Origin of the sequence: Mesorhizobium sp. WSM4313 (assembly GCF_002294725.1) — a bacterium.
Lineage (GTDB): Bacteria > Pseudomonadota > Alphaproteobacteria > Rhizobiales > Rhizobiaceae > Mesorhizobium.
In genome coordinates, this window is record NZ_NSFT01000002.1 from 492,533 (window position 1) to 515,005 (window position 22,473).

Below are 22,473 nucleotides of genomic sequence, written 5' to 3' on the forward strand. Positions count from 1 at the left end.
GCTCCAACAAAGGGCTAGAAATCCGGGATGGACAAGGCGCGGTTGCCCACCACCGAATAAAAATGCCGCGCGGATAAATGATAACCAACAAGGGAACGACCATGACCATCAACAGACGTGACTTGCTTGGATACGGTGCCGCGGCGATCGGTGCTGCGACGCTCGGCCTGCCGAGGGCGGCAAAGGCGGCGGACGAGCTCACCATTGCCTATAACGTCAACCTGCCTTCGTGGGATCCGACGACCGGACCCTCGGCCGTCAATCCGACCATCCAGGGACTTTATCAGTCGGTGTTCGACCAGATCATCGGACAGAAGCCGGACCTTTCCTTCACGCCTGGACTGCTCACCGAATGGGGCTGGAACGACGACCGCACCAAGGTGACGATGACGGTGCGCGACGGCGTGAAATGGCATGACGGCTCGCCCTTCACGGCCGAGGACGTGGTGTGGTCGCTGCAGCGGGCCGGCGACGAGAAGACCGGCAATCCGATCCAGTTCGTCTGGAAGAACGTCAACAACTTCAAGATCGACGGCAACAAGATCATCGGCGACGTCGTGCAGTTCGACCCGGTCTATTTCAAGTGGATGTCGTTCCTGACCGGCTACATCCTGCCCAAGGCCTATTACGAGAAGGTCGGCGCCGAAGGTTTCGAGAAAGCGCCGATCGGCACCGGGCCGTATATGGTCGACAAGTTCGAGCGCAACGCCTTCCTGCGGCTGAAGGCCAACCCGCATTATTGGGGCACCAAGCCCGCCTTCGAGAACGTGACGATCAAATTCGTCACCGACGCGGCGAGCCGCGTCGCCGAGATCGAATCCGGCTCCTCGCAGGTGACGCTCGAAATCCCCTACGAGGAATATGACCGGCTGATTGCGAAGGACGGGCTTGCCGGCTCGATCAAGAATGTTTCCGACATCGGCATGATCTTCTTCAACGACATCGAGGCGATGCTGGACAAGAACGTCCGCCAGGCCGCCGTGATGGCAGTGGACAAGGAGCTTCTGGTCAAGCGGCTGCTGCGCGGCTACGGCCAGCCGATCGCGACGCTGGAGACGCCGGAATACGCCGCCTTCGATCCATCGATCAAGGTCGAGCACAATCCCGAGAAGGCCAAGGAGCTGCTCGCCGCCTCCGGCTATTCGCCCAAGAAGCCGGTCAAGTTCACCATCCAGACGACCAAGGGTTTCAAGCCCAAGGACTACGAGATGATCCAGGCGATCGTCGGCATGTGGCGCAAGGTCGGCATCGAGGCCAATATCGAGGTCTACGAGATCGCCAAGCATTACGAGCTGCGCGCCGCCGACAAGCTGGCTCCGGCCGCTTTCTACAACTGGGGCAACTCCATCGGCGATCCGACCACCTCGACCGGTTTCGCCATGTATGGCCCGAGCCCGCATTCGGTTTGGGACAGCCAGGACCTGATCGACATGATCAACCCGCTGTGGGGCGAGAAGGACGAAGCCAAGCGCATCGCTGGCTGGAAGGCCGTCGACAAATACATCGCCGAGCAGGCCTATGTGCTGCCGCTGATCCAATATGCGCAACCGATCGTGCATTCGAAGAAGGTCAATGTCGTGCAGCATGTGTCCGGCGCGCTGCTGCCGGCGCTGATGACCCCGGCCGCCTGATCAACGGTCTTGGATTGCCACGCGCGCCGTCCGCAAGACGGCGCGCATTTTCATCCAGGCATATGGGCGCATGCTGCTGCAAAGATTCCTCGTTCGTCTGCTGACGATGCTGGTGACGCTGTTCGGCGTCGCCGTCGTCGTCTTCGTCATCATCCGCATCGCCCCCGGCGACCCGATCGCGATGATGCTGCCGCCCGGCGCCAGCAATGACGATATCGCGCTGCTGCGCGCGCTCTACGGGCTCGACAAAAGCATCGTACAGCAATTCTTCATCTGGCTGAGCGGCGTGCTGCATGGCCATTTCGGCACCTCGATCTCGCTGCGCCAGGACGTGCTGGGACTGGTGTTCAACCGGCTGCCGGCCACGCTGGAGCTGGCGACGGTCGCGCTGCTGATGGCGATCGCGATCGGCACGACCGCCGCGATTCTCGGCGCGCGCTCGCGCGGAACGGCGGTCGAGGCCGGCATCGACATTGTGAGCGGCGCGACGCTTTCCATCCCCGATTTCCTCTGGGGCCTGGTGCTGATCCTGCTGTTCGGCGTGCTGGTGCCGGTGTTCGACATTTCGGGCCGGGTGTCGCCGCAGCTCGATCTGCCCTTCGCCACCCAGTTCTACTTGGTCGAGAGCATCCTCAGGCTTCGTTTCGACCTGACTTGGGACCTGTTGAAACACATGCTGATGCCGGCCGTCGCGCTGGCGCTGCCGCTGGCGGCGATCATCGCTCAATTGCTCAAACAGTCGCTGAAGGAAGTGCTCGACCTCGACTATGTGGTGCTGGCGCGCGTGAAGGGTTTTTCCGAGACACAGGTGATCCTGCGCGAGGCGCTGAAGAACGCGGCGCTGCCGACGCTGACGCTGGTCGGCGTTCAGTTCACCTTCCTTATCGGCGGCACCGTCATCGTCGAGCGGCTGTTTTCCTATGAAGGCCTCGGCAACATGGCGATCGACGCCGTCATCAACCGCGACCTGCCGCTGATACAGGGCATCGTGCTGGTGTTCGCGCTGCTTTTCGTGCTGATCAACCTCGCCGTCGACATGACGTATGCGCTGCTCAATCCGAGGCTGCGCCATGGATGAGGCAAGTGTCGCCAGGCGAGGTTTGAGCCCGAGGCTGTGGCTGGCCGGCGGCTGGCTTCTGCTGGCGCTGCTCGCGGCCATATTCGCGCCATTGATCGCACCGCAGGACCCGCTGGCGCAGGATTTGATGCTGGAGCGCCTGCCGCCCTTCTGGCTCGACGGCGCCGAACCCGGCTATTGGCTCGGCACCGACAGCCTTGGACGTGATCTGTTGTCGCGGCTGATCTTCGGCGGCCGCATCGCCTTCATCGTCGCCTTCGCGGCGGCGACGTCCGCCTGCCTGCTCGGCTCCGCGCTCGGCCTGATCGCCGGCTATTTCGGCGGCTGGGCCGACCGAATCATCTCGCGCATCGTCGATGTGTGGATGGCGTTTCCGCCGGTGCTGTTCGCGATCCTGCTGGTCGCGGTGCTGGGCACCGGCCTGAGCTCCGTCATCCTCGCCATCGCGATCATCGACTGGACGCGCTTCTGCCGGGTGATCCGCGCCGAGGCGATGAGCCAGGCGCGCATGGATTATGTCGAAAGCGCGCGCATCGCCGGCTATGGCCGTATCGGCATCATGCTGCGCGAAGTGCTGCCCAATGTGCTGCCGTCGGTGGTGGCGCTGCTGTCCCTGGAGATGGGCATCGCCGTCATCGTCGAGGCGATCCTGTCCTTCGTCAATCTGTCGATCTCGACCGACGACCCGACCTGGGGCAGCATCATCGCCGAGGGACGGCTGTCGATCCACCAGGCTTGGTGGGTGCTGGTGTTCCCGCTCATCACGCTGATCCTCACCGTGCTTTCCTTCAGCCAGTTCGGCGAAGCGCTGAAGGCGCGCTTCGATCCGGTGCTGCGATGAGCGCGTGCCTGGAAATCCGCGGTTTGAGCGCCGTGCTGCCCAACGGCCAGCGCGTGCTGCGCTCGGTGTCGCTCGCCGTCCAGCCGGGCGAGGTGCGCGCGCTTGTCGGCGAAAGTGGCGCCGGCAAGACGATGATCGGCAAGGCGGTGCTCGGCGTGCTGCCGAAGAGCGTGCGCATCGTCGAAGGCGAGATGCTGATCGAGGGCGAGGACCTCGGCCGCCTCGATGCCAAGGCGCGGCGGACCCTGATCGGCGCGCGCACGGCGCTAATCCCGCAGGATCCGCTCACCGCGCTCAACCCGTCGCGCCGCATCGGCCCGCAAATGACCGACCGGCTGGTGCGCATCCTTGGCTGGAGCACAGAGAGGGCCGACAAGCGCATCCGGCAGCTGCTCGACGAGGTGCAGATCCGCGATCCCGAGCGCGTGCTGAAAAGCTATCCGCATGAATTGTCCGGCGGCATGCGCCAACGTGTGCTGATCGCGGCGGCGTTCGCGGCGGAGCCCCGATTGATTGTCGCGGACGAGCCGACGACGGCGCTGGATGTAACGGTGCAAAAACAGATCCTGCGGCTCATCGCGCAACTGCAGCGCGATCATGGCACGGCGATCCTGTTCGTCACCCACGACCTCGGCGTGGTTGCCAAGATAAGCCAGAAAGTGTCGGTGCTCTATGCCGGCAAAGTGGTCGAGGAAGCCGAAACCGAGGCGCTGTTTGCGGCACCGCAGCACCCCTATACGCGCGCGCTGATGGCGGCGACACCGCGCTACACCGACCCATACGCCTCGCTGAAGCCGGTGGACGAAAGCGTGCTTGCCGGTTTGGCCGTGGAGATCGCCGCCGCCGACCAGGCCTGGAGGCCCGGCCATGGCTGAGTCGCTATTTTCCGTGCGCGGGCTGAGGGTGGCGCTGCCCGACATGACGCGCAAGCCGCTGATCGGCCGCGCGCCGCTGGCCGAGATTCTCAACGGACTGGACTTCGACCTGCCAAAGGGATCTGTCACCGGCATTGTCGGCGAATCCGGCTCCGGCAAGTCGACGCTCGGCCGCGCGCTGGTAAGGCTGATCGAGCCGAGTGCCGGCAGCATCAGCTTCGAGGGGCGCGACATCAGCCGTCTTTCGGAAGCGGAGCTGAGACCGCTGCGCCGCGACCTGCAGATGATCTTTCAGGATCCGATGTCTTCGCTCAACCCGCGCCACACGATCTTCAACATCATCGCCGCACCCTTGCGGCAGAACGGCCTTGGCGACCGGCTGAAGGAACGCGTCGCGGAAGCGCTGCAGCGCGTCGGCCTGCCGCAGAGTTTTGCCAGCCGCTACCGCCACGAATTGTCGGGCGGCCAGCGGCAGCGTGTCGGTATCGCACGAGCGCTCGCGCTGTCGCCGAAATTCGTGCTGGCCGACGAGATCGTCTCCGGCCTCGACGTCTCGACGCAGGCGCAGATCCTGACGCTGCTGGAAAAGCTGGCGGCCGAGATGGGGCTGACGGTGGCCTTCATCAGCCACGATTTGTCGGTGATCCGGCGGCTTTGCCAGCAGGTCATCGTGATGCGCGAAGGCAGGATCGTCGAGGCTAGCGCCACGGACGCGCTGTTCGAGAACCCGAAGGAGACTTACACGCGCGACCTGCTCGCCGCCATTCCGCTGCCGGAAATCGACCCGGACTGGCTGCGGCCCAAGGCGTCGGCATGACGTGAGTTTTGATCCGCACGCCGACCAGCGGGCCTCGGATGTGCGCAAGGACAAGTCAGCCCGCCAACGGAGGGTGACATGAAATACGCAATCCAGGCAGCGGCCTTCGCGGGCTCTTTGTTCGGCGCAATAGGAGCAGCTTCCGCGGATTCGATCCCCGGCATGCGCGGGCACGACCACACCGGCATCACCGTGCCCGACATGAAGCAGGCCGTCGACTTCTTCACCAATGTCGTCGGCTGCAAGAAGGCGATGTCCTTCGGGCCGTTCGCGGACGACAAGGGCACCTTCATGCAGGATCTGCTTGGCGTCGATCCGAAGGCAGTGATCGAGGAGATCACCTTGGTGCGCTGCGGCTATGGATCGAACATCGAACTGTTCAAATACACGGCGCCCGACCAGAAGGATTTGACGCCGAAGAACAGCGATATCGGCGGCTTCCACATCGCCCTCTATGTCGACGACGTCGCCGCCGCGAAAACCTATCTCGAGGCCAAGGGCGTGAAGACCCGGATGGGACCGCTGCCGGTGAAGGAAGGGCCGGCTGCAGGCCAGACCATCCTCTATTTCCAGGCGCCCTGGGGTCTGCAGCTGGAGGCGATCAGCTACCCCGAAGGCATGGCGTATGAAAAGGACGCCGAGACGGTGCTGTGGAGCCCGAAGAATCCGACCAAGTGACGAACCAAACAGCCGGCGTCGATATTCAATTATAAAACTTTAAGCTTGAAATAATGGCCGGCCAGCGCGATACTGACAATCGGGATCGCCGGCCTTTGCCGGCGAGTCCCGATGTGAAGAGGAGATCGCAAGACATGAAGGTTGCGGTTCTCGGCGGCGGACCAGCCGGCCTCTACTTTGCCATCTCGCTCAAGCTGCGCGATGCCGCGCATGAGGTGACGGTCTATGAGCGCAACCGCGCCGACGACACATTCGGATGGGGCGTGGTTTTGTCGGCGGAGACGCTGGAGAACCTGACCAGGAACGACCCGGTCAGCGCCGTCTGGATCAAGAAGCATTTCGCCTATTGGGACGACATCGCCGTCATCCATGACGGCGTGCGCACGGTTTCTTCCGGCCATGGCTTCTGCGGCATCGGCCGCAAGCGGCTCCTGATCCTCTTGCAGCGGCGTGCCCGCGAGCTCGGCATCAAGATGATGTTCGAGACCGATGTTTCCGACCCGAAACCCTTTATGGAAACGCATGACCTGGTGGTCGCCGCCGACGGGTTGAACTCTAAATCCCGCGCCACGTTCGCCGACGTCTTCAAGCCGGACATCGACACCCGCAAATGCAAGTTCGTGTGGCTCGGCACCACGCAGAAATTCGACGACGCCTTCACCTTCATCTTCGAGAAGACCGAGCATGGCTGGGTGTGGGCGCATGCCTACCAGTTCGACAGCGAGACCGCGACCTTCATCGTCGAATGCAGCGAAGCGACCTGGGCTGCGTTCGGCTTCGGCCAGATGACGCAGCAGGAATCGATCGCGGTCTGCGAACGCATTTTTGCAAAGCATCTCGGCGGCCACCCGCTGATGACCAACGCCAACCACATTCGAGGTTCGGCGTGGATCAACTTCCCGCGGGTGCTGTGCGAGCGCTGGTCGTACAAGAACCTGGCGCTTATGGGGGATGCGGCGGCTTCAGCGCATTTCTCCATCGGCTCTGGCACCAAGCTGGCGCTGGAGAGCGCGGTGGCGCTCGCCGACTATGTCGAGTCCGAGCCGGACCTCGATGCGGCCTTCCGCAAATATGAGGATGCGCGGCGCACCGAGGTGCTGAAGCTGCAATCGGCGGCGCGCAATTCGTTGGAATGGTTCGAAGAAGTCGAACGATATCTCGGTTTAGATCCAGTTCAATTCAACTATTCGCTGCTCACCCGCTCGCAGCGCATCAGCCACGAGAACCTTCGGCTGCGCGATGCCGAATGGCTGGCGGGCGCCGAAGAATGGTTCCAGCGCAAGGCCGGCGCCGGCGGCAACAGCTTACGCCGCGCGCCGATGTTCGCGCCGTTCAAGCTGCGCGACATGACGCTCAGCAACCGCATCGTCGTCTCGCCGATGGCGCAGTACAAGGCGGTCGACGGCTGCCCGACCGATTGGCATTTTTCGCATTATGCCGAGCGCGCCAAGGGCGGCGCCGGCCTGCTCTATATCGAGATGACCTGCGTCAGCCCGGAAGGGCGCATCACGCCCGGATGCCCTGGCTTCTACAGACCGGAGCATGAGGTCGCCTGGAAGCGGCTGGTCGATTTCGTCCATGCCGAGACCGAAGCAAAGATCTGCGCCCAGATCGGCCATTCCGGCGCCAAGGGCTCGACCCGGGTGGGCTGGGAAGGAAACGACGTGCCACTGCCGGACGGCAACTGGCCGGTGATGGCGCCTTCGGCCGTGCCATGGTCGCCGAAAAACCAGGTGCCGAAGGCGATGGACCGCGCCGACATGGATGTGGTTCGCGACCAGTTCGTCGCCTCGGCCGAGATGGCCGCGCGCTGCGGCTTCGACATGCTGGAGATCCATGCCGCGCATGGCTACCTGCTCTCCGCCTTCATCACGCCGCTGACCAATCGCCGCACTGACGACTATGGCGGCTCGCTGGAAAACCGCATGCGCTATCCGCTGGAAGTCTTCCATGCGGTGCGCGCCGTGTGGCCGGCTGAAAAGCCGATCTCGATGCGCATCTCGGCCAATGACTGGGTGGGCATCGAAGGCGTCACGCCTTCGGATGCGGTCGAGATTGCCAGACTTCTGCACGGAGCGGGCGTCGACCTTTGCGACGTGTCGGCCGGGCAAACCACCATCGCCGCCAAGCCGGTCTATGGCCGCATGTTCCAGACGCCGTTCTCCGACCGCATCCGCAACGAGGTCGGCATGGCGACGATGGCGGTCGGAAACATCTATGAGCCCGACCACGCCAACTCGATCCTGATGGCCGGGCGCGCCGACCTGGTGGCGCTGGCAAGGCCGCATCTTGCCGATCCCTACTGGACGCTGCACGCGGCGGTGACGCTCGGCGACCGCGGCGTCAAATGGCCCGATCCCTATCTGCCGGGACGCGACCAGATCTACCGGCTGGCCGAGCGCGAAGCGGCTGCGGGGCTCAAAGTATGAGCGCCGTGCGCGAAATTGCCGGCAAGCACGCGCTGGTCACCGGCGGCGGCTCCGGCGTCGGCAAAGCCATTGCGCAAGCACTGGCGGCAGAAGGTGTGGCCGTCACCATATGCGGGCGGCGCGAAGCGACGCTGGCTGAGGTTACAAAGGAAAACGACCGCATCTTTGCCGTCACCGCCGATGTCACGAACGAGGCCGCCATGGCTGACGTGTACCAGAAGGCGGAAACCGCACGCGGACCCTTCGACATCGTCGTGGCCAACGCCGGCATGGCGGGCAGCGTGGCGGCGCACAAGACCGCGCTGGCCGACTGGCAGCGCACGCTCGACGTCAATCTCACCGGCGCGTTCCTGACCGTGAAGCCGGCGCTCGCCGGAATGCTCGCGCGAAAGACAGGCCGGATCATTTTCATTGCCTCGACCGCAGGCCTCAAGGGTTATGCCTATGTCGCACCTTACGTCGCGGCCAAGCACGGCGTTGTCGGCCTGATGCGGGCCTTGGCTGCCGAGACCGCCAAATCCGGTGTCACCGTGAATGCTGTGTGCCCGGGCTTCGTCGAAACCGAGATGCTAGAGGAGTCCGTCCAGCGCATCGTCGAGAAGACTGGACGTTCCACCGACGAGGCGCGCGCGAGCCTTGCGGCGACGAACCCGCAGGGGCGTTTCATCCAGCCGGAAGAAGTCGCGGCGGCGGTGCTTTGGCTGTGCAGCGACGCCGCGCGGTCGATCACCGGGCAGGCCATTTCGATCTCGGGGGGCGAGACATGGTAGCGGGACCGACTTCCGCCGGACCGGGCAAGGACAGGCTGCGGCTGTGGATACGCCTGCTGCGCGCCTCGCGCACCATCGAGGCGGAGCTGCGCGAGCGTTTGAAGAAGGAGTTCGACACCACGCTGCCGCGCTTCGACGTGATGGCGGCGCTCTACCGCTCGCCGGAAGGCATGCTGATGAGCGACCTGTCGCGCTTCCTGCTGGTGTCGAACGGCAATGTGACGGGCATCGTCGACCGGCTGGTGTCCGAAGGGCTGGTGATGCGGGCGCGCCGCAACGGCGACCGCCGCACCTCGATGGTGCGGCTGACCGAGCAAGGCTCGAAGTCTTTCGCCGCGATCGCCGCCGCGCATGAGAATTGGGTCGGCGAGCTGCTCGGCAATGTCAGCGAGGACGAGGCGCGGCAGCTGACCGGCATGTTGAAATCGTTCCGCAGCAATTGGGAGGGACGCGAATGAGCGCCATGGCCAAGCTCAAGCCGAAGCACTTCCTCTGGCAGGTCGAAGGCAAGATCGCGAAGATCCGGCTCGACCGGCCAGAGCGCAAGAACCCGTTGACCTTCGACAGCTATGCCGAGCTGCGCGACACGTTTCGCGAGCTCGTCTATGCCGGCGACGTCGATGCCGTGGTGTTCCTGCCCAATGGCGGCAATTTCTGCTCGGGCGGCGATGTCCACGACATCATCGGGCCGCTGGTCAAGATGGACATGAAGGCGCTGCTCGCCTTCACGCGCATGACCGGCGATTTCGTCAAGGCGATGCTCAACTGCGGCAAGCCGATCATCGCGGCCGTCGACGGCGTCGCGGTCGGCGCCGGCGCGATCATCGCCATGGCCTCCGATATCCGCATCGCCACGCCGGAGGCAAAGACCGCCTTCCTGTTTACGCGCGTCGGCCTCGCCGGCTGCGACATGGGCGCCTGCGCGATCCTGCCGCGCATCATCGGCCAGGGCCGCGCCGCCGAACTGCTCTACACCGGCCGCACCATGAGCGCCGCCGAAGGCGAGCGCTGGGGGTTCTACAACCGGCTGGTCGAGCCCTCGGCGCTGGAGGACGACGCGCTCGACATGGCGGCGCGCATCGTCTCCGGCCCGACCTTCGCGCATGGCATCACCAAGACGCAGCTCAACCAGGAATGGTCGATGGGCCTCGAGCAAGCGATCGAGGCGGAAGCGCAGGCGCAGGCGATCTGCATGCAGACCGGCGATTTCGAGCGGGCGTACAAGGCGTTCGCCGCGAAGGAAAAGCCGGTGTTCGAGGGGAGTTGAGGATGGGTGTGTTCTTGGAGAGGTTGGCGGGACAGCGCCCCCCTCTGGCCTGCCGGCCATCTCCCCCTCTAGGGGGGAGATCGGATGTCGCCCTCGCTTTCGCCAACCACCAACGCCGCAGGATTGAGCGGGACGCCAAAACTGCCAATCTCCCCCCTAGAGGGGGAGATGTCCGGCAGGACAGAGGGGGGCGCCGTAGAGCGCAACGCCCTAAGCACTGCGGAGGTGCAAATGCCTGACCGCACCTTCCTCTCGTGGCCCTTCCTCGAAGATCGCCACCGCCAACTCGCCGAGCGTCTCGAAGCCTGGTGCCAACAAAACCTTCCCGTCGACCACCACGACGTCGACGCCGCCTGCCGCGCGCTCGTGGCGATGCTCGGCCGCGACGGCTGGCTGAAGCCGACGGCGCTCGACCCGGCCAAACCCGGACCGCTTGATGTGCGCACGCTCTGCATTACGCGCGAGACGCTTGCCCGCCACGACGGACTCGCCGATTTCGCCTTCGCCATGCAGGGGCTGGGCACCGGCGCGATCACGCTGTTCGGCACGCCGGACCAGCAGCGCTGGCTGGAGAAGACGCGGACCGGCCAAGCGATCTCCGCCTTTGCGCTCTCCGAGCCACGCTCGGGGTCGGATGTCGCCAATATGGAAATGACCGCTGTCCGCGAAGGCGGCGACTATCTGCTCTCGGGCGAAAAGACCTGGATCTCCAATGGCGGCATCGCAGACCTCTACGTGGTGTTCGCCCGCACCGGCGAGGCGCCCGGCGCCAAGGGGATTTCCGCTTTCGTCGTGCCGGCGGAGACGAAGGGGCTCAGCGTCGCCGAGCGGCTCGAGGTCATCGCCCCTCACCCTCTGGCGCGGCTCTCCTTCGATAATGTCCGCATTCCGGCTTCCGGCCTGATCGGCGAGCCGGGCGACGGTTTCCGCGTCGCCATGTCGGTGCTCGACGTGTTCCGCTCGACGGTCGGCGCGGCCGCCCTCGGCTTTGCGCGGCGCGCATTGGACGAAAGCATTAAACGCGCGGCCGAGCGAAAACTGTTCGGTGCGCCGATGGCGGAGCTGCAGATGGTGCAGGGTCACCTCGCCGACATGGCGCTGGATGTGGACGCGGCTGCGCTCCTCATCTACCGCGCCGCATGGACCAAGGACATGGGCGCCGCGCGGGTGACGCGCGAGGCCGCCATGGCCAAGCTCTTCGCCACCGACAAGGCGCAGGACGTGATCGACAAGGCGGTGCAACTGCATGGCGGCGATGGCGTCCGCAAGGGACACATCATCGAGAGCCTCTATCGCGAGATCCGGGCGTTGCGCATCTATGAGGGCGCCTCGGACGTGCAGAAGGTGGTCATCGCCAGGCAGGTGATGGGCGGGGCGTGATAACGAGTTTGAACCAGGGGGAACTGGACATGCACACCATCCTGCAGCCGGAAGGCTGGGCCAAACCGATCGGCTACGCCAATGGTGTGGCCGCGCATGGCCGGCTCGTCTTTATCGGCGGCCAGGTCGGATGGAATGCCGAATGCCGGTTCGAGACCGACGACTTCGTCGGCCAGGTGCGCCAGACGCTCGCCAACATCGTTGCCGTGCTCGCCGAAGCCGGCGGCGAGCCGCGGCACATCACCTCGATGACCTGGTACTTTACCGACAAGGCCGAATATGTCGGCAACCTCAAGGGCATCGGCGAGGCCTATCGCGACGTGATCGGCCGACACTTCCCGGCGATGGCGGCGATGCAAGTGGTGGCGCTGGTCGAGGACCGGGCCAAGGTTGAGATTCAGGCGACGGCTGTTATCCCCGAGTAGTTACTCGCGAAGCCCGGCCTGCCGCAGCAGCGGCAGAACATGGTCGCAGAAATAGGGCAGTTCCTGGGTGTAGTTGACGAAGGACAACGCGATGCCCTGATAACCATGCCCGGCGATGGCGACCATATCGGCGGCAATCTTTTCAGGGGTTCCGATCAAAGGATAAGTGCCGGCGCCGCCGGCAAAGCGCTGCCGATAGAGATCATAGGCGTGCGGATCGTGCGACTGGGAGAATTCCTTCTTGCCGGCCATATGGGCGTCGACGGCTTCGTGGTCGGCCATCGTGACGGCGTAGCGCGTGTAGTAGGCCTGCGCCTCTTCCACCGTCGGCCGGCAGACGACATGCGCAACCGTATATACGCCGACATCGCGGCCCGCCTTGTCGGCGCGCTCACCGATCTCGGCGACATGCTTGCCGGCATCGTTCATCTCGGAAAAGGTCGTGAACAGATAGTCGCATCTGGCAGCGGCGAAATCCCGGCCCGGGCCGCCGAAAGCGGCATTCATCGTCACCGGACGCGGAACCTGAAGACTGGCCGGCCGGCTCACCGCCTCCTTGAGCCGATAATAAGCGCCTTCGTAGTCGAGAGGCTCGCTCGATGCATAGAGCCGCTCGAGGATTTCAATCCATTCCGCCGCCTGGTCATAGCCCTTCTCGACCAACGGCGTGCCGAACATTCCGAATTCCTTCGGGTTCCAGCCGCAAACGATGTTGAGCCCGGCGCGGCCCTGGCTGATGTGGTCGACCGTCGCCAGCGCCTTGGCGGCGTAGAGTGGATGCACCAGCGGCACATGCACCGTCATGAACAGGCCGATCTGCTCGGTCACGGCCGCGAGCGCCGCCGCCCAGGTGAAGGTCTCGAAGGAGAATTCGCGGACCTTGTTGCGGCCGCCGAAACCGCGCCAGCGCGCGATCGGCAACATGAATTCGAGGCCGGCGCGGTCGGCTATCTGCGCCGCCGTCAGATTATCCTGCCAGCTCGCGGTCCAGCGTTCCGGCACGTCGGTGATGGCAAGCCCGCCATCGGCATTGGTCGAGAAGACGCCGAGCTTCAGTCTGTTCGGGCCGTGCAGGGGATGGGCTTTGATCATCTTGGCAACTCGCGGCGGGACGCCACACGCTAGGCCGGCGTGAAAATATTTCAAGCCTGAAATAGCTTCGCCTCGCCGCCATTTGCGGGTATGCATTGGGCAACTCAGAAGGGGATGGCATGAGCGAGTTCCGCCAGAAGTGCATCGGCAAGACGAACCTCGTCGGGTCATTCGCCGCCATTCCCCATCCGGTCGCCGTCGAGGTGATGGCGCTGTCCGGCCTCGATTTCCTCTGCATCGACTGGGAGCACGCGCAGATCTCGCGCGACATGATCGAGACCATGGTGCGGGCAGCCGACGTGCATCGCGTGCCGGCGATGGTCCGGGTTCCCGGCCATGCGTCGGAAGCCATTCAGGCGGCGCTGGACAGCGGCGCGCAAGGCGTGCTCGTGCCGCGCGTCTCGACAGCGGAGCAGGCCGCAATGGCGGTGAAGGCCTCGCGCTATCCGCCGCAAGGCGCGCGCGGTGTCGGTCCCGGCCGGGCCGCGGGCTATGGCTATCGTATTCCCGAATATCTTGCCTCCGCCAACAACCGAACGATCGTCGCGGTCCAGGTTGAGACATCGGAGGGACTGGCCAATATCGAAGCGATCGCGGCGGTCGACGGCGTCGACGTGGTCTTCGTCGGCCCTGGCGATCTCTCGGTGTCGATCGACGCGATCGGCCCGGCAGGCGCGGACAAGCTCGCCGAGGCGATCGGAACAATCATTCGTGTAACGATCGCACATGGCAGGACTGCCGGCATATTTTGCGCCAGCCCCCAGACCGTCAGCCGATGGGCAGCCATCGGCGCGAGTTTCTTCGTGCTGGCCAGCGACACGATGTTTCTCGGTGCCGGGGCCGCGGCCAACGGCACCGCCGCCCGCGCCGAACTGGCGCAGGGGCCGGCTAGGCGAAAGAGCGTATCGGCAAGGCACAGTGTCGCCAAACTTTAAGCTTAAAACTTTCGCCTTGAAAAGCGCCGTACTTTGGATAGCATCAAGATCGCGACTGTCCGGCTGGAGGGGCTTTTCCGGTCCATCGCAGTGTTCCGGGTGAGAGGGGTTCGGTCCTTGTCGTTCATACTGCCCCATTCATCGTCCAGCGCGCGCTATGCTTTCGATGGCGTGCGCGCCCAGATTCGCGATCTGCACACCGAAAACATCGCCAACCTTGCGGTTCGCGCGCGGGAACTCGGCGATGTCATCGCGCTCTGGTACGGCGAAGGCGATATGGTGACGCCAGCCTTCATCCGCGACGCGGCGAAGGCCGCCTTCGACGAAGGCCTGACCTTCTACGTTCCCAACATGCGCGGGCACGGCCCGCTGAACGAGGCGCTTTCAGAATACCAGACGCGCATCCACGGCCGCTCGATCCCGATCGCGCGGACCACGGTGACGCCGGGCGGCATGCAGGCGCTCTATCTGGCGCTGGAACTGCTGGTCGATACCGGCACCAACGTCGTTTATGTCGCGCCGCAATGGCCCAACATCCACAACGCCATCCATCTGATCGGCGGCGAGCCGCGCCCGTTCTCGCTCGACTTCAAGGGCGACTGGCAACTCGATCTCGACCGATTGTTTGCAAGCTGCGATGCGCGCACCCGCGCGATCTTCCTGTCGACGCCATCCAATCCGACCGGCTGGACCGCGACGCGCGAGGAGATGCAGGCGCTGCTCGACTTCAGCCGGCGCACCGGCATCTGGATCATCTCCGACGAGGTCTACGGCCGGCTCTATCTCGAGGGCGACGTCGCCCCTTCCATCCTGCAGATCGCCGAGGACGGCGACAGGGTTCTGTCGGTCAACAGCTTCTCGAAGGCTTGGGCGATGACCGGCTGGCGCGTCGGCTGGCTGACCCATCCGTCGGGCGTTGCCGACCAGCTCGGCGCCATGACGCAATATGTCAACAGCGGCACCGCCGCGCCGATCCAGGCCGGCGCCGTCGCCGCCATCCGCCAGGGTGAGCCGCTGGTCGAGGAAATCAGGCAGCGGATCAGGATAGGCCTCGACCTCGCCTATGACCGGCTGGCGCAAATCCCAGGCACCATCCTGCCGACCAAGCCGCGCGGAGGCATGTATGCGTTCTTCGCCCTGGAGGGCGAGAACGACGCGCGGCGCGCCTGCGCCCGCATTCTGGAGACGGCGCGGGTCGGGCTTGCGCCCGGTCACCTGTTCGGAAATTCGGCGGCAGCGTTCCTGCGCATGTGCGTGTGCCGCGACAGCAACCAGATAGAAACGGCGCTTCAACGCATGACCGCCGCAATGAATTGACGCCCTGCCGAAAGCGGGGCGGCAAAAAGCCGTGCGGGTCGAACCCGCCCGTTTAACAACAGAGGGAACAGAAATGAGCTTTACTCGTCGCAACCTGCTTCTCATGGCCGCCACTATCGGCATCGCCGCCGGCCCCGCCACCGCTAACGCCGCGGATGCGCTCAATGTCGGCGCTTACCCGACCAATCCGCCTTTCGAATACAAGAACGAGAGCGGCACCTTCGAGGGTTTCGAGGTCGACATCGTCAACGAGGCGGCCAAGCGCATCGGCATGACCACCGACATCGCCGATCTCGGGTTCCAGGCGCTGTTCGCCGCTACCACCTCCAAGCGCATTGACGTCGCCATCTCCTCGATCACCATCACGCAGGAGCGGCTGAAGTCGCAGTCCTTCACGCAGCCCTATTATGACTCCGACATGGGCATCGCCACCAAGGCCGACAGCCCGATCAGCACCGAGGCGGACCTCAAGGGCAAGGTCGTCGGCGTGCTTTCCGGTTCCACCGGCGAAACCTGGGTCAAGGACCATCAGCAGGCCGACGGCTTCAGCGACGTGAAGGGCTATGACACGCAGCAGAACCTGTTGCTCGACCTCAGCGCCGGCCGCGTCGATGCCGCCGTCAGCGATATCCCCGGCATGCAATATTCCTTCAAGAAGATGAAGGATCTCGTCGTCAAGGAACGCATCAAGACCGGCGAGCAATACGGCCTGATGATGACCAAGGACCACCCGCTGCTCGGCAAGCTGAACGACGCGCTGACCGCGATGAAGAAGGACGGGACGCTGGCCGCGATCCACAAGAAGTGGTTCGACAGCGATGCTCCGGCAGACTCCTCCACGGTCAAGGAAATGCCGCTGCCCAAGGCCTGAGCGGCGACGAACACAACAGGACGTGCCGGCGCGAGAGGCCGGCACGTCCGTTTTTTTCACCCATGAGCCCTGCCATCGCCGAAGCCGGTGCGGCAAAATCGGTGTCGGTGCCTGGCTCTGGCGTCTGTCTCCTTGATTTGATGCAATTGCGGACGAAAAGCCGTTTCGCACTTTTCGTGGAATTGCTCTGGACGCAAAACGGTTCGGGAACGCTCCCATGTCGCTGATCGACACCTTTTTCAATCCCGGCGTTATTGCAGCCAGCCTGCCGGCGCTGCTGCGCGGCTTTCTCAACACGCTGCTGCTTGGGGTGATGAGCATCGTCATCGGCATCGCGGCGGGGCTGGCGATCAGCCTCGTGCGGCTCTATGCGCCGAAGCCGCTGCGGCTGCTCGCAGTCGGCTACACCGACATCTTTCGCGCTTTGCCGGTGCTGGTGGTTTTGATCCTGATCTACTACGCGCTGCCCTTCCTCGGCATACGCCTGTCGTCCTGGGCGTCCGCCGTGACGGCTTTCGCCATCATCATGTCGGCTTACTCGGCCGAGGTATTTCGCTCCGGCATCGAGAGCATTCCGCGCGGCCAGTTCGAGGCGGCGCAGGCGCTTGGCCTGCCGTTCATGCTGACCCTGCGCAAGGTCGTGCTGCCGCAGGCGATCCGCGTGGTCATCCCGCCGATGACCAGCAACTGCGTCTCGATGTTCAAGGATACCTCGCTCGCCTCGACCGTGGCGCTGCCGGAACTGCTCAAGGAAGCGACCAATGCGCAGTCGCTCTACGCCAATCCCTCGCCGCTGATCGGCGCGGCGCTTGTCTACCTCATCTTCCTCTGGCCGATGGTGCGCCTCGTCAGCCTGCTCGAGCGCCGCTTCCAGACCGAGAAGACGCGCTGAACCCCGTCCACCGATCGTCCAAGTCCCCCGCAGGAGCCTGCCCGTGAACAAGCACCAGTCCGACAATACCAACGCCGCCGCGTTCCCGGTCGAGAAGATCCGCGCCATGTTTCCGGCGCTTCAACAGGCGGGCGACTTCATCTTCCTCGACAATGCCGCCGGCGCGCAGATCCCGCAAAGCGTGCTGGATGCCGTGACCAATCACCTGGTTTCACACAATGTGCAGCGCGGCGGCCGCTATGGCCGCAGCGTCACCGTCGATCAGTCGGTCGCCGACGCACGCGAGAGTGTGGCGCTGTTGATCAATGCCTATAGTCCGTCCGAAATCTGCTTCGGCATGAACGCCACCTCGTTCATCCGCCTGGTCAGCCTCGGCATCGGCCAGATGCTCGCGAAAGATCCTGGGGGGCGTGACGAGATCGTCGTTACCGACATGGATCACGACGCCAACATCGCCACTTGGCTGGCGCTGGAATCCGCCGGCGCCAAGTTCAAATGGTGGCGCATGCGCGAGGACGGCAATTTGCACGTCGACGACCTCAAGCCGCTGGTGTCGGAGCGTACCCGGCTCGTCGCCTGCACGGTGACGGCGCATTCGATCGGCTCGATCGTCGACGTCGCCGCGGTGGCCAGGATCGCGCATGCGGCCGGCGCCGAAGTGTTCCTGGATTGCGTGCATTACGGCCCGCATGGGCTGATCGACGTGCAAGCCTGGCAGTGCGACTATCTCGTCTGCTCCGGCTACAAGAATTTCTCGCCGCATATGGGCTTCCTATGGGGCCGCTTCGACACGCTGAAGCGGCTGCCGACCTTCCGCGAGGACTTCATTCCCGACGAGCCGCCCTACAAGGTCGAGGCCGGCACCTTCATCTATGAGAACGTCTCCGGCATGGACGCGGCGGTGCGCTATCTGGAATCGATCGGCCGCAACTTCCTTCCCGAAAACAACCGCTCGCGCCGCGACAACATCGTCGCCGGCATGAACGCCATCCGCGATTATGAGCTGATGCTGGCGCGCGCAATGCTGAAGGTGCTGAAGGATTGCAATGCCACGATCTACGGCGTCGCTGACGAGGCCCGCATCACCGAGCGCGTGCCGACCTTCTGCTTCAACATCGGCAAGCTGTCGCCGCAGCGGATCGTCGAGGAGATGGCCGCCATGCAGATCGGCATACGCGACGGCCACATGTATGCGCCGCGGCTGATGAAGCGGCTGAATCTGTCGATGGACAGCGGCGCCATTCGTGCCTCGCTGGTGCATTACAACACGGTGGAAGAGGTGCGCCGGTTTGGGGAAGCACTGCGGGCGATTATTGCGAAGTTGCGGTGATCCCGACCACCTCCGCGTCGTCATCCACGGGCGAAGCAAGGAGCGAAGCGACGCGCGCAGACCCGAGGATCCATGCCGTGACGTGAGAGCGCCGCTCACGGTGCAGAAATTCTACTCCGCTGCATTCTTCGGCTGAGGTACCGGCATGGATTCTAGGGTCTTCGCGCCGCTTCGCGGCGCTCCGCCCTAGAATGACGAAGCAGGAGGCCTACGCCGCCTTCTTCGCCAGCCGCGCCTTGATGCTGGCAATGTCGGCGCGCGGCGTCGCGGCGAAGAGCGTCTTGGTGTAGGCGTGCTTGGGATCGGAGAAGACCTCGTCGCGCGGGCCGTATTCGACGGCTTCGCCGAAATACATGACCATCACGTCGTCGGCGATATAGCGGACCACCGAGAGGTCGTGGCTGATGAAGACATAGGTCAGCTGGAACTCGTCCTGCAGGTCGGCAAGCAGGTTCAGCACCTGCGCTTGCACGGAGAGGTCGAGCGCCGAGACCGGCTCGTCGAGCACCAGGAGGCTCGGGTTCAGCATCAGCGCCCGGGCAATGGCGATGCGCTGGCGCTGGCCGCCCGAGAACATATGCGGATAGCGGTTGTAATGCTCCGGTCCCAGCCCGACCTTCTTCAGCATTTTCATCGCCAGGTCGCGCCGCTCTTCGGCAGGCTTGTCGGTGTTGATGAGCAACGGCTCGCCCAGCACATCGCCGATCTTCTGGCGGGGATTGAGCGAGCCATAAGGATTCTGGAACACGATCTGCACCTTGCGGCGCATTTCCTTAGTGAGCCCGTCCCTGGCGATATCGACCTTGTTGCCGTCGATGAAGAGCTCGCCTGAGGTGGCCGGATCGATCAGCGTGATGATGCGGGCGAGCGTGGACTTGCCGCAGCCGCTCTCGCCGACGACGGCAAGCGTCTTGCCCTTCTCGACGCTGAAGGACACGCCCTTCACCGCATGGACGGTGCGCGCGCCGCGGAACAGGCCGCCGCCGACATGGTAGTCGCGCTTGATGTCCTTGCCTTCGACGACCTTGGTCATGCGCCGGCTCCTGAAGGTGCGGGCTCGAACAGCATGTCGGAGACGGTCGGCAGCCGGTCGCCGACGGCGTTCTCCGGCAGCGCCGAGAGCAGCGCGCGCGTATAGTTGCTCTTCGGCGATTCAAAGAGCGACAGCACGTCGGCCTCTTCCATCTTACGGCCCTTGTACTGGACGATAACGCGGTCGGCGGTTTCGGCGACCACGCCCATATTGTGGGTGATCATGATCAGGCCCATGCCGTATTTGGCCTGCAGCGAGACCAGCAGGTCGAGGATCTGCTTCTGGATGGTGACGTCGAGCGCGGTGGTCGGCTCGTCGGCGATCAACAGCTTCGGATTGCAGGCGATCGCCATGGCAATCATGACGCGCTGGCACTGGCCGCCCGACATCTGGTGCGGGAAGGAATTCAGCCGCTCCTCCGGTTCCGGAATGCCGACCTGCTTGAAAAGCTCGATGGCGCGCGCCCGGCGCTCGGCCTTGTCCATGCCCATATGGAAACGCAGCACTTCCTCGATCTGGAAGCCGACGGTGAAGCAGGGATTGAGGCTGGCGACCGGCTCCTGGAAGATCATGGCAATGTCCTTGCCGATGATCTTACGGCGGTCGGCCGGGTCAATCTTCAACAGATCGCGGCCGTTGAAAGCCATGCGGTCGGCGGTAACGGTCGCCGTCCATGGAAGCAGGCCCATCACGGCCAGCATCGACACCGACTTGCCGGAGCCGGATTCGCCGACGATGGCGAGCACCTCGCGCTCGTCGACATGGAGCGAGACGCCGTCGACGGCGCGGAACGGACCGGACGCGGTCTGGAATTCGACGACGAGGTTCTGGATGTCGAGCAGCGCCATTACGACCTCCTGAGCTTGGGATCGAGCGCATCGCGCAGGCCGTCGCCGACAAGGTTGATGGCAAGCACGGTAATGAGGATGGCAAGACCCGGGAAGGTCACCACCCACCAGGCGCGCAGGATGAATTCGCGCGCTGTGGCCAGCATGGTACCCCACTCCGGCGTCGGCGGCTGGGCGCCGAGGCCAAGGAAGCCGAGCGCGGCGGCTTCCAGGATAGCATTGGAGAAGGACAGCGTGCCCTGGACGATCAAAGGCGCCAGGCAGTTGGGCAGGATGGTGGCGAGCATCAGCCGCAGATGGCCGGCGCCGGCGACCTTCGCCGCCACGACATATTCGCGGCTCTTCTCGGCCATCACGGCGGCACGCACCAGGCGGGCGAAATGCGGCTGCAGGACCAATGCGATCGCCAGCATGGCGTTGAACAGGCCCGGGCCGAGGATGGTGACAAGCACCAGCGCCAGGAGCAGCGACGGAAAGGCCAGGATCAGGTCCATGACGCGCATGATCGCAACGTCGACCCAGCCGCGGAAATAGCCGGCCAGCAGGCCGAGCGTGATGCCGCCGGTGAGCGCCAGCGTGACCACCACGGCGCCGATCAGCAGCGAGAAGCGCGCGCCGTAGAGAAGGCGCGAGAGGATGTCGCGGCCGACCGGGTCGGTGCCGAGCAGATATTGCGTCGAGCCGCCGGCCTGCCAGGCGGGGGGCCGCAGAAACGCGGTCTTGTCCTGGACGTCGGGCGCATAAGGCGCGAGCAGCGGCGCGAACAGCGCGGCGAGCACCAAAAGGAGGAAGACGAACAGGCCGATGACGGCGCCGCGGTTGACGGAGAAATAGTGCCAGAAGGTCTTGAGGCCTGTGAGCCGATCCGGACTGCCGGCGGCCATCGGGGCGATTTCGGTCTGGGTCATCTTATGCCGCCCTGATGCGTGGGTTGATGACGGCATAGAGCACATCTACGATGAGGTTCACCGCCATGACGATGAGCGCGATCAAAAGCAGACCCGACTGCACGACGACATAGTCGCGCTTGAAGATGGAATCGACCATCCACTTGCCGATGCCCGGCCAGGCGAAGATGGTCTCGGTGAGGATGGCGCCCGCAAGCAGCGTGCCGACCTGCAGGCCGATGGTGGTGACGACCGGGATAAGCGCGTTGCGAAGCGCATGCACGCCGATGACGCGCGCTGCCGAAAGGCCCTTGGCGCGCGCGGTGCGGACATAGTCCTCGCCCAGCACCTCGAGCATGGCCGAGCGCGTCTGGCGCGCGATCACCGCCAGCGGAATGGTGCCGAGCACGATCGCCGGCAGGACGAGATGGCTAAGCGCGGAGCGGAATGCATCCCACTTGCCATAGAGGAGGCTGTCGACGGTCATGAAGCCGGTGATCGGCTTGAAAAAGAACTGCAGGCCGATGCGGCCCGAGACCGGCGTCCAGCCGAGATAGCCCGAGAAGAAGATGATGAGCAGCAGGCCCCACCAGAAGATCGGCATGGAGTAACCGACAAGGGCCGTGCCCATCAGCGACTGGTCGAACCATGAGCCGCGCTTGACGGCGGCAAAAATGCCGGCGGGAATGCCGATCACCATGGCGAAGACCATGGCGAAGAAGGACAGTTCCAGCGTCGCCGGGAAGAGCGTCTTGAACTCCTCGAGAACCGGCCGCTTGGACGAGATGGAAACGCCGAAATCGCCGGTGGCGACCTCACCGACATAGCGCGCATACTGCTCCCAGATCGGCAGATTGTAGCCGAACTGTTGCTTCAGCTCTTCGTAGCGGGCGGGGGCGACGCCATGCTCGCCGGCCATGGCGAGGATCGGATCGCCCGGCAGCAGCCGGACAAAGGCGAAGGCACAGATGGTGATGCCGACCAGGGTCGGAATCAGGAGGGCGATTTTGTTGAGAAGATATCGGAGCATCATCAAATGGAACGGGGCGGCGCTGGAAGCTGCGCCGCCCCGTTCGC

At 64.3% G+C, this 22,473-nt stretch carries 22 protein-coding genes; 17 read left to right on the forward strand and 5 right to left on the reverse strand.

The features are described 5' to 3' along the window. Positions 1–101 precede the first annotated feature (101 nt). From CK219_RS07060 to CK219_RS07120, 12 genes are all read left to right on the forward strand, one after another. A complete protein-coding gene (locus tag CK219_RS07060; RefSeq protein WP_095766206.1) occupies positions 102–1,631 on the forward strand; it encodes an ABC transporter substrate-binding protein in 1,530 nt (509 codons plus the stop codon). Positions 1,632–1,701: 70 nt separating this feature from the next. Then, entirely contained in the window at positions 1,702–2,709 is a 1,008-nt protein-coding gene (locus CK219_RS07065) for an ABC transporter permease (RefSeq protein ID WP_095766023.1), read from the forward strand. Continuing rightward, positions 2,702–3,550 carry an ABC transporter permease gene (locus tag CK219_RS07070; protein ID WP_095766024.1) on the forward strand — a complete coding sequence of 283 codons (849 nt, stop codon included), beginning with the start codon at positions 2,702–2,704 and terminating at the stop codon, positions 3,548–3,550. Before CK219_RS07065 ends, CK219_RS07070 begins: the two co-directional genes overlap by 8 nt. Beyond that, a complete protein-coding gene (locus CK219_RS07075) occupies positions 3,547–4,425 on the forward strand; it encodes an ABC transporter ATP-binding protein (protein WP_095766025.1) in 879 nt (292 codons plus the stop codon). The genes CK219_RS07070 and CK219_RS07075 overlap by 4 nt, the downstream gene beginning before the upstream one ends. Further along, positions 4,418–5,242, forward strand: a complete 825-nt coding sequence (locus CK219_RS07080) for an ATP-binding cassette domain-containing protein (protein WP_095766026.1) — start codon at positions 4,418–4,420, stop codon at positions 5,240–5,242. The genes CK219_RS07075 and CK219_RS07080 overlap by 8 nt, the downstream gene beginning before the upstream one ends. A 78-nt stretch (positions 5,243–5,320) precedes the next feature. Continuing rightward, entirely contained in the window at positions 5,321–5,920 is a 600-nt protein-coding gene (locus CK219_RS07085) for a VOC family protein (protein ID WP_095766027.1), read from the forward strand. Positions 5,921–6,054: 134 nt separating this feature from the next. Beyond that, positions 6,055–8,349 carry a bifunctional salicylyl-CoA 5-hydroxylase/oxidoreductase gene (locus CK219_RS07090; RefSeq protein WP_095766028.1) on the forward strand — a complete coding sequence of 765 codons (2,295 nt, stop codon included), beginning with the start codon at positions 6,055–6,057 and terminating at the stop codon, positions 8,347–8,349. After that, positions 8,346–9,119, forward strand: coding sequence for an SDR family NAD(P)-dependent oxidoreductase (locus CK219_RS07095; RefSeq protein ID WP_095766029.1), 774 nt, complete (start codon positions 8,346–8,348; stop codon positions 9,117–9,119). The genes CK219_RS07090 and CK219_RS07095 overlap by 4 nt, the downstream gene beginning before the upstream one ends. After that, positions 9,113–9,577 carry a MarR family transcriptional regulator gene (locus CK219_RS07100; protein ID WP_095766030.1) on the forward strand — a complete coding sequence of 155 codons (465 nt, stop codon included), beginning with the start codon at positions 9,113–9,115 and terminating at the stop codon, positions 9,575–9,577. Before CK219_RS07095 ends, CK219_RS07100 begins: the two co-directional genes overlap by 7 nt. Further along, positions 9,574–10,386, forward strand: coding sequence for an enoyl-CoA hydratase family protein (locus tag CK219_RS07105; protein ID WP_095766031.1), 813 nt, complete (start codon positions 9,574–9,576; stop codon positions 10,384–10,386). Before CK219_RS07100 ends, CK219_RS07105 begins: the two co-directional genes overlap by 4 nt. Before the next feature lie 231 nt (positions 10,387–10,617). Continuing rightward, positions 10,618–11,766, forward strand: a complete 1,149-nt coding sequence (locus tag CK219_RS07115; RefSeq protein ID WP_095766032.1) for an acyl-CoA dehydrogenase family protein — start codon at positions 10,618–10,620, stop codon at positions 11,764–11,766. Positions 11,767–11,795: 29 nt separating this feature from the next. After that, positions 11,796–12,191: a RidA family protein gene (locus tag CK219_RS07120; protein WP_095766033.1), complete on the forward strand. Its 396-nt coding sequence runs from the start codon at positions 11,796–11,798 to the stop codon at positions 12,189–12,191. On the opposite strand, the gene CK219_RS07125 is transcribed toward CK219_RS07120, so the two are convergent. After that, positions 12,192–13,283, reverse strand: coding sequence for an LLM class flavin-dependent oxidoreductase (locus CK219_RS07125; RefSeq protein WP_095766034.1), 1,092 nt, complete (start codon positions 13,281–13,283; stop codon positions 12,192–12,194). Positions 13,284–13,402: 119 nt separating this feature from the next. On the opposite strand from CK219_RS07125, the gene CK219_RS07130 reads away from it, so the two are divergent. The 5 genes from CK219_RS07130 to CK219_RS07150 all read left to right on the forward strand — a co-directional run bounded on the left by CK219_RS07130 (position 13,403) and on the right by CK219_RS07150 (position 18,628). Further along, complete coding sequence (locus CK219_RS07130) at positions 13,403–14,218, forward strand: aldolase/citrate lyase family protein (RefSeq protein WP_095766035.1); 816 nt, start codon at positions 13,403–13,405, stop codon at positions 14,216–14,218. A gap of 117 nt (positions 14,219–14,335) precedes the next feature. Continuing rightward, positions 14,336–15,535, forward strand: a complete 1,200-nt coding sequence (locus CK219_RS07135; RefSeq protein WP_095766036.1) for a pyridoxal phosphate-dependent aminotransferase — start codon at positions 14,336–14,338, stop codon at positions 15,533–15,535. A gap of 73 nt (positions 15,536–15,608) precedes the next feature. After that, positions 15,609–16,406: an ABC transporter substrate-binding protein gene (locus CK219_RS07140; RefSeq protein WP_095766037.1), complete on the forward strand. Its 798-nt coding sequence runs from the start codon at positions 15,609–15,611 to the stop codon at positions 16,404–16,406. Between the two features lie 217 nt (positions 16,407–16,623). Beyond that, a complete protein-coding gene (locus tag CK219_RS07145) occupies positions 16,624–17,298 on the forward strand; it encodes an amino acid ABC transporter permease (RefSeq protein ID WP_095766038.1) in 675 nt (224 codons plus the stop codon). Positions 17,299–17,341: 43 nt separating this feature from the next. Beyond that, positions 17,342–18,628, forward strand: a complete 1,287-nt coding sequence (locus CK219_RS07150) for a cysteine desulfurase-like protein (protein WP_095766039.1) — start codon at positions 17,342–17,344, stop codon at positions 18,626–18,628. A gap of 208 nt (positions 18,629–18,836) precedes the next feature. Here the strand turns inward: CK219_RS07150 and CK219_RS07155 are convergent, their stop codons facing one another. Genes CK219_RS07155 through CK219_RS07170 form a run of 4 tightly spaced genes read right to left on the reverse strand, consistent with a single transcriptional unit; the run spans position 18,837 to position 22,426 of the window. Continuing rightward, positions 18,837–19,661, reverse strand: a complete 825-nt coding sequence (locus tag CK219_RS07155; RefSeq protein WP_095766040.1) for a dipeptide ABC transporter ATP-binding protein — start codon at positions 19,659–19,661, stop codon at positions 18,837–18,839. Further along, positions 19,658–20,509, reverse strand: a complete 852-nt coding sequence (locus CK219_RS07160) for an ABC transporter ATP-binding protein (protein ID WP_095766041.1) — start codon at positions 20,507–20,509, stop codon at positions 19,658–19,660. Before CK219_RS07160 ends, CK219_RS07155 begins: the two co-directional genes overlap by 4 nt. After that, the gene (locus CK219_RS07165; protein ID WP_095766042.1) at positions 20,509–21,417 is read right to left on the reverse strand and encodes an ABC transporter permease subunit; all 909 of its coding nucleotides are present in this window, start codon (positions 21,415–21,417) and stop codon (positions 20,509–20,511) included. Before CK219_RS07165 ends, CK219_RS07160 begins: the two co-directional genes overlap by 1 nt. A 1-nt stretch (position 21,418) precedes the next feature. Beyond that, positions 21,419–22,426, reverse strand: coding sequence for an ABC transporter permease subunit (locus CK219_RS07170; protein ID WP_095766207.1), 1,008 nt, complete (start codon positions 22,424–22,426; stop codon positions 21,419–21,421). Positions 22,427–22,473: the final 47 nt, after the last annotated feature.

Coding starts and splice junctions, on each gene's coding strand:
- CK219_RS07060 (WP_095766206.1), top strand. CDS start 102: ATGACCATCAACAGACGTGACTTGCTTGGATACGGTGCCGCGGCGATC.
- CK219_RS07065 (WP_095766023.1), top strand. CDS start 1,702: ATGCTGCTGCAAAGATTCCTCGTTCGTCTGCTGACGATGCTGGTGACG.
- CK219_RS07070 (WP_095766024.1), top strand. CDS start 2,702: ATGGATGAGGCAAGTGTCGCCAGGCGAGGTTTGAGCCCGAGGCTGTGG.
- CK219_RS07075 (WP_095766025.1), top strand. CDS start 3,547: ATGAGCGCGTGCCTGGAAATCCGCGGTTTGAGCGCCGTGCTGCCCAAC.
- CK219_RS07080 (WP_095766026.1), top strand. CDS start 4,418: ATGGCTGAGTCGCTATTTTCCGTGCGCGGGCTGAGGGTGGCGCTGCCC.
- CK219_RS07085 (WP_095766027.1), top strand. CDS start 5,321: ATGAAATACGCAATCCAGGCAGCGGCCTTCGCGGGCTCTTTGTTCGGC.
- CK219_RS07090 (WP_095766028.1), top strand. CDS start 6,055: ATGAAGGTTGCGGTTCTCGGCGGCGGACCAGCCGGCCTCTACTTTGCC.
- CK219_RS07095 (WP_095766029.1), top strand. CDS start 8,346: ATGAGCGCCGTGCGCGAAATTGCCGGCAAGCACGCGCTGGTCACCGGC.
- CK219_RS07100 (WP_095766030.1), top strand. CDS start 9,113: ATGGTAGCGGGACCGACTTCCGCCGGACCGGGCAAGGACAGGCTGCGG.
- CK219_RS07105 (WP_095766031.1), top strand. CDS start 9,574: ATGAGCGCCATGGCCAAGCTCAAGCCGAAGCACTTCCTCTGGCAGGTC.
- CK219_RS07115 (WP_095766032.1), top strand. CDS start 10,618: ATGCCTGACCGCACCTTCCTCTCGTGGCCCTTCCTCGAAGATCGCCAC.
- CK219_RS07120 (WP_095766033.1), top strand. CDS start 11,796: ATGCACACCATCCTGCAGCCGGAAGGCTGGGCCAAACCGATCGGCTAC.
- CK219_RS07125 (WP_095766034.1), bottom strand. CDS start 13,283: ATGATCAAAGCCCATCCCCTGCACGGCCCGAACAGACTGAAGCTCGGC.
- CK219_RS07130 (WP_095766035.1), top strand. CDS start 13,403: ATGAGCGAGTTCCGCCAGAAGTGCATCGGCAAGACGAACCTCGTCGGG.
- CK219_RS07140 (WP_095766037.1), top strand. CDS start 15,609: ATGAGCTTTACTCGTCGCAACCTGCTTCTCATGGCCGCCACTATCGGC.
- CK219_RS07145 (WP_095766038.1), top strand. CDS start 16,624: ATGTCGCTGATCGACACCTTTTTCAATCCCGGCGTTATTGCAGCCAGC.
- CK219_RS07155 (WP_095766040.1), bottom strand. CDS start 19,661: ATGACCAAGGTCGTCGAAGGCAAGGACATCAAGCGCGACTACCATGTC.
- CK219_RS07160 (WP_095766041.1), bottom strand. CDS start 20,509: ATGGCGCTGCTCGACATCCAGAACCTCGTCGTCGAATTCCAGACCGCG.
- CK219_RS07165 (WP_095766042.1), bottom strand. CDS start 21,417: ATGACCCAGACCGAAATCGCCCCGATGGCCGCCGGCAGTCCGGATCGG.
- CK219_RS07170 (WP_095766207.1), bottom strand. CDS start 22,426: ATGCTCCGATATCTTCTCAACAAAATCGCCCTCCTGATTCCGACCCTG.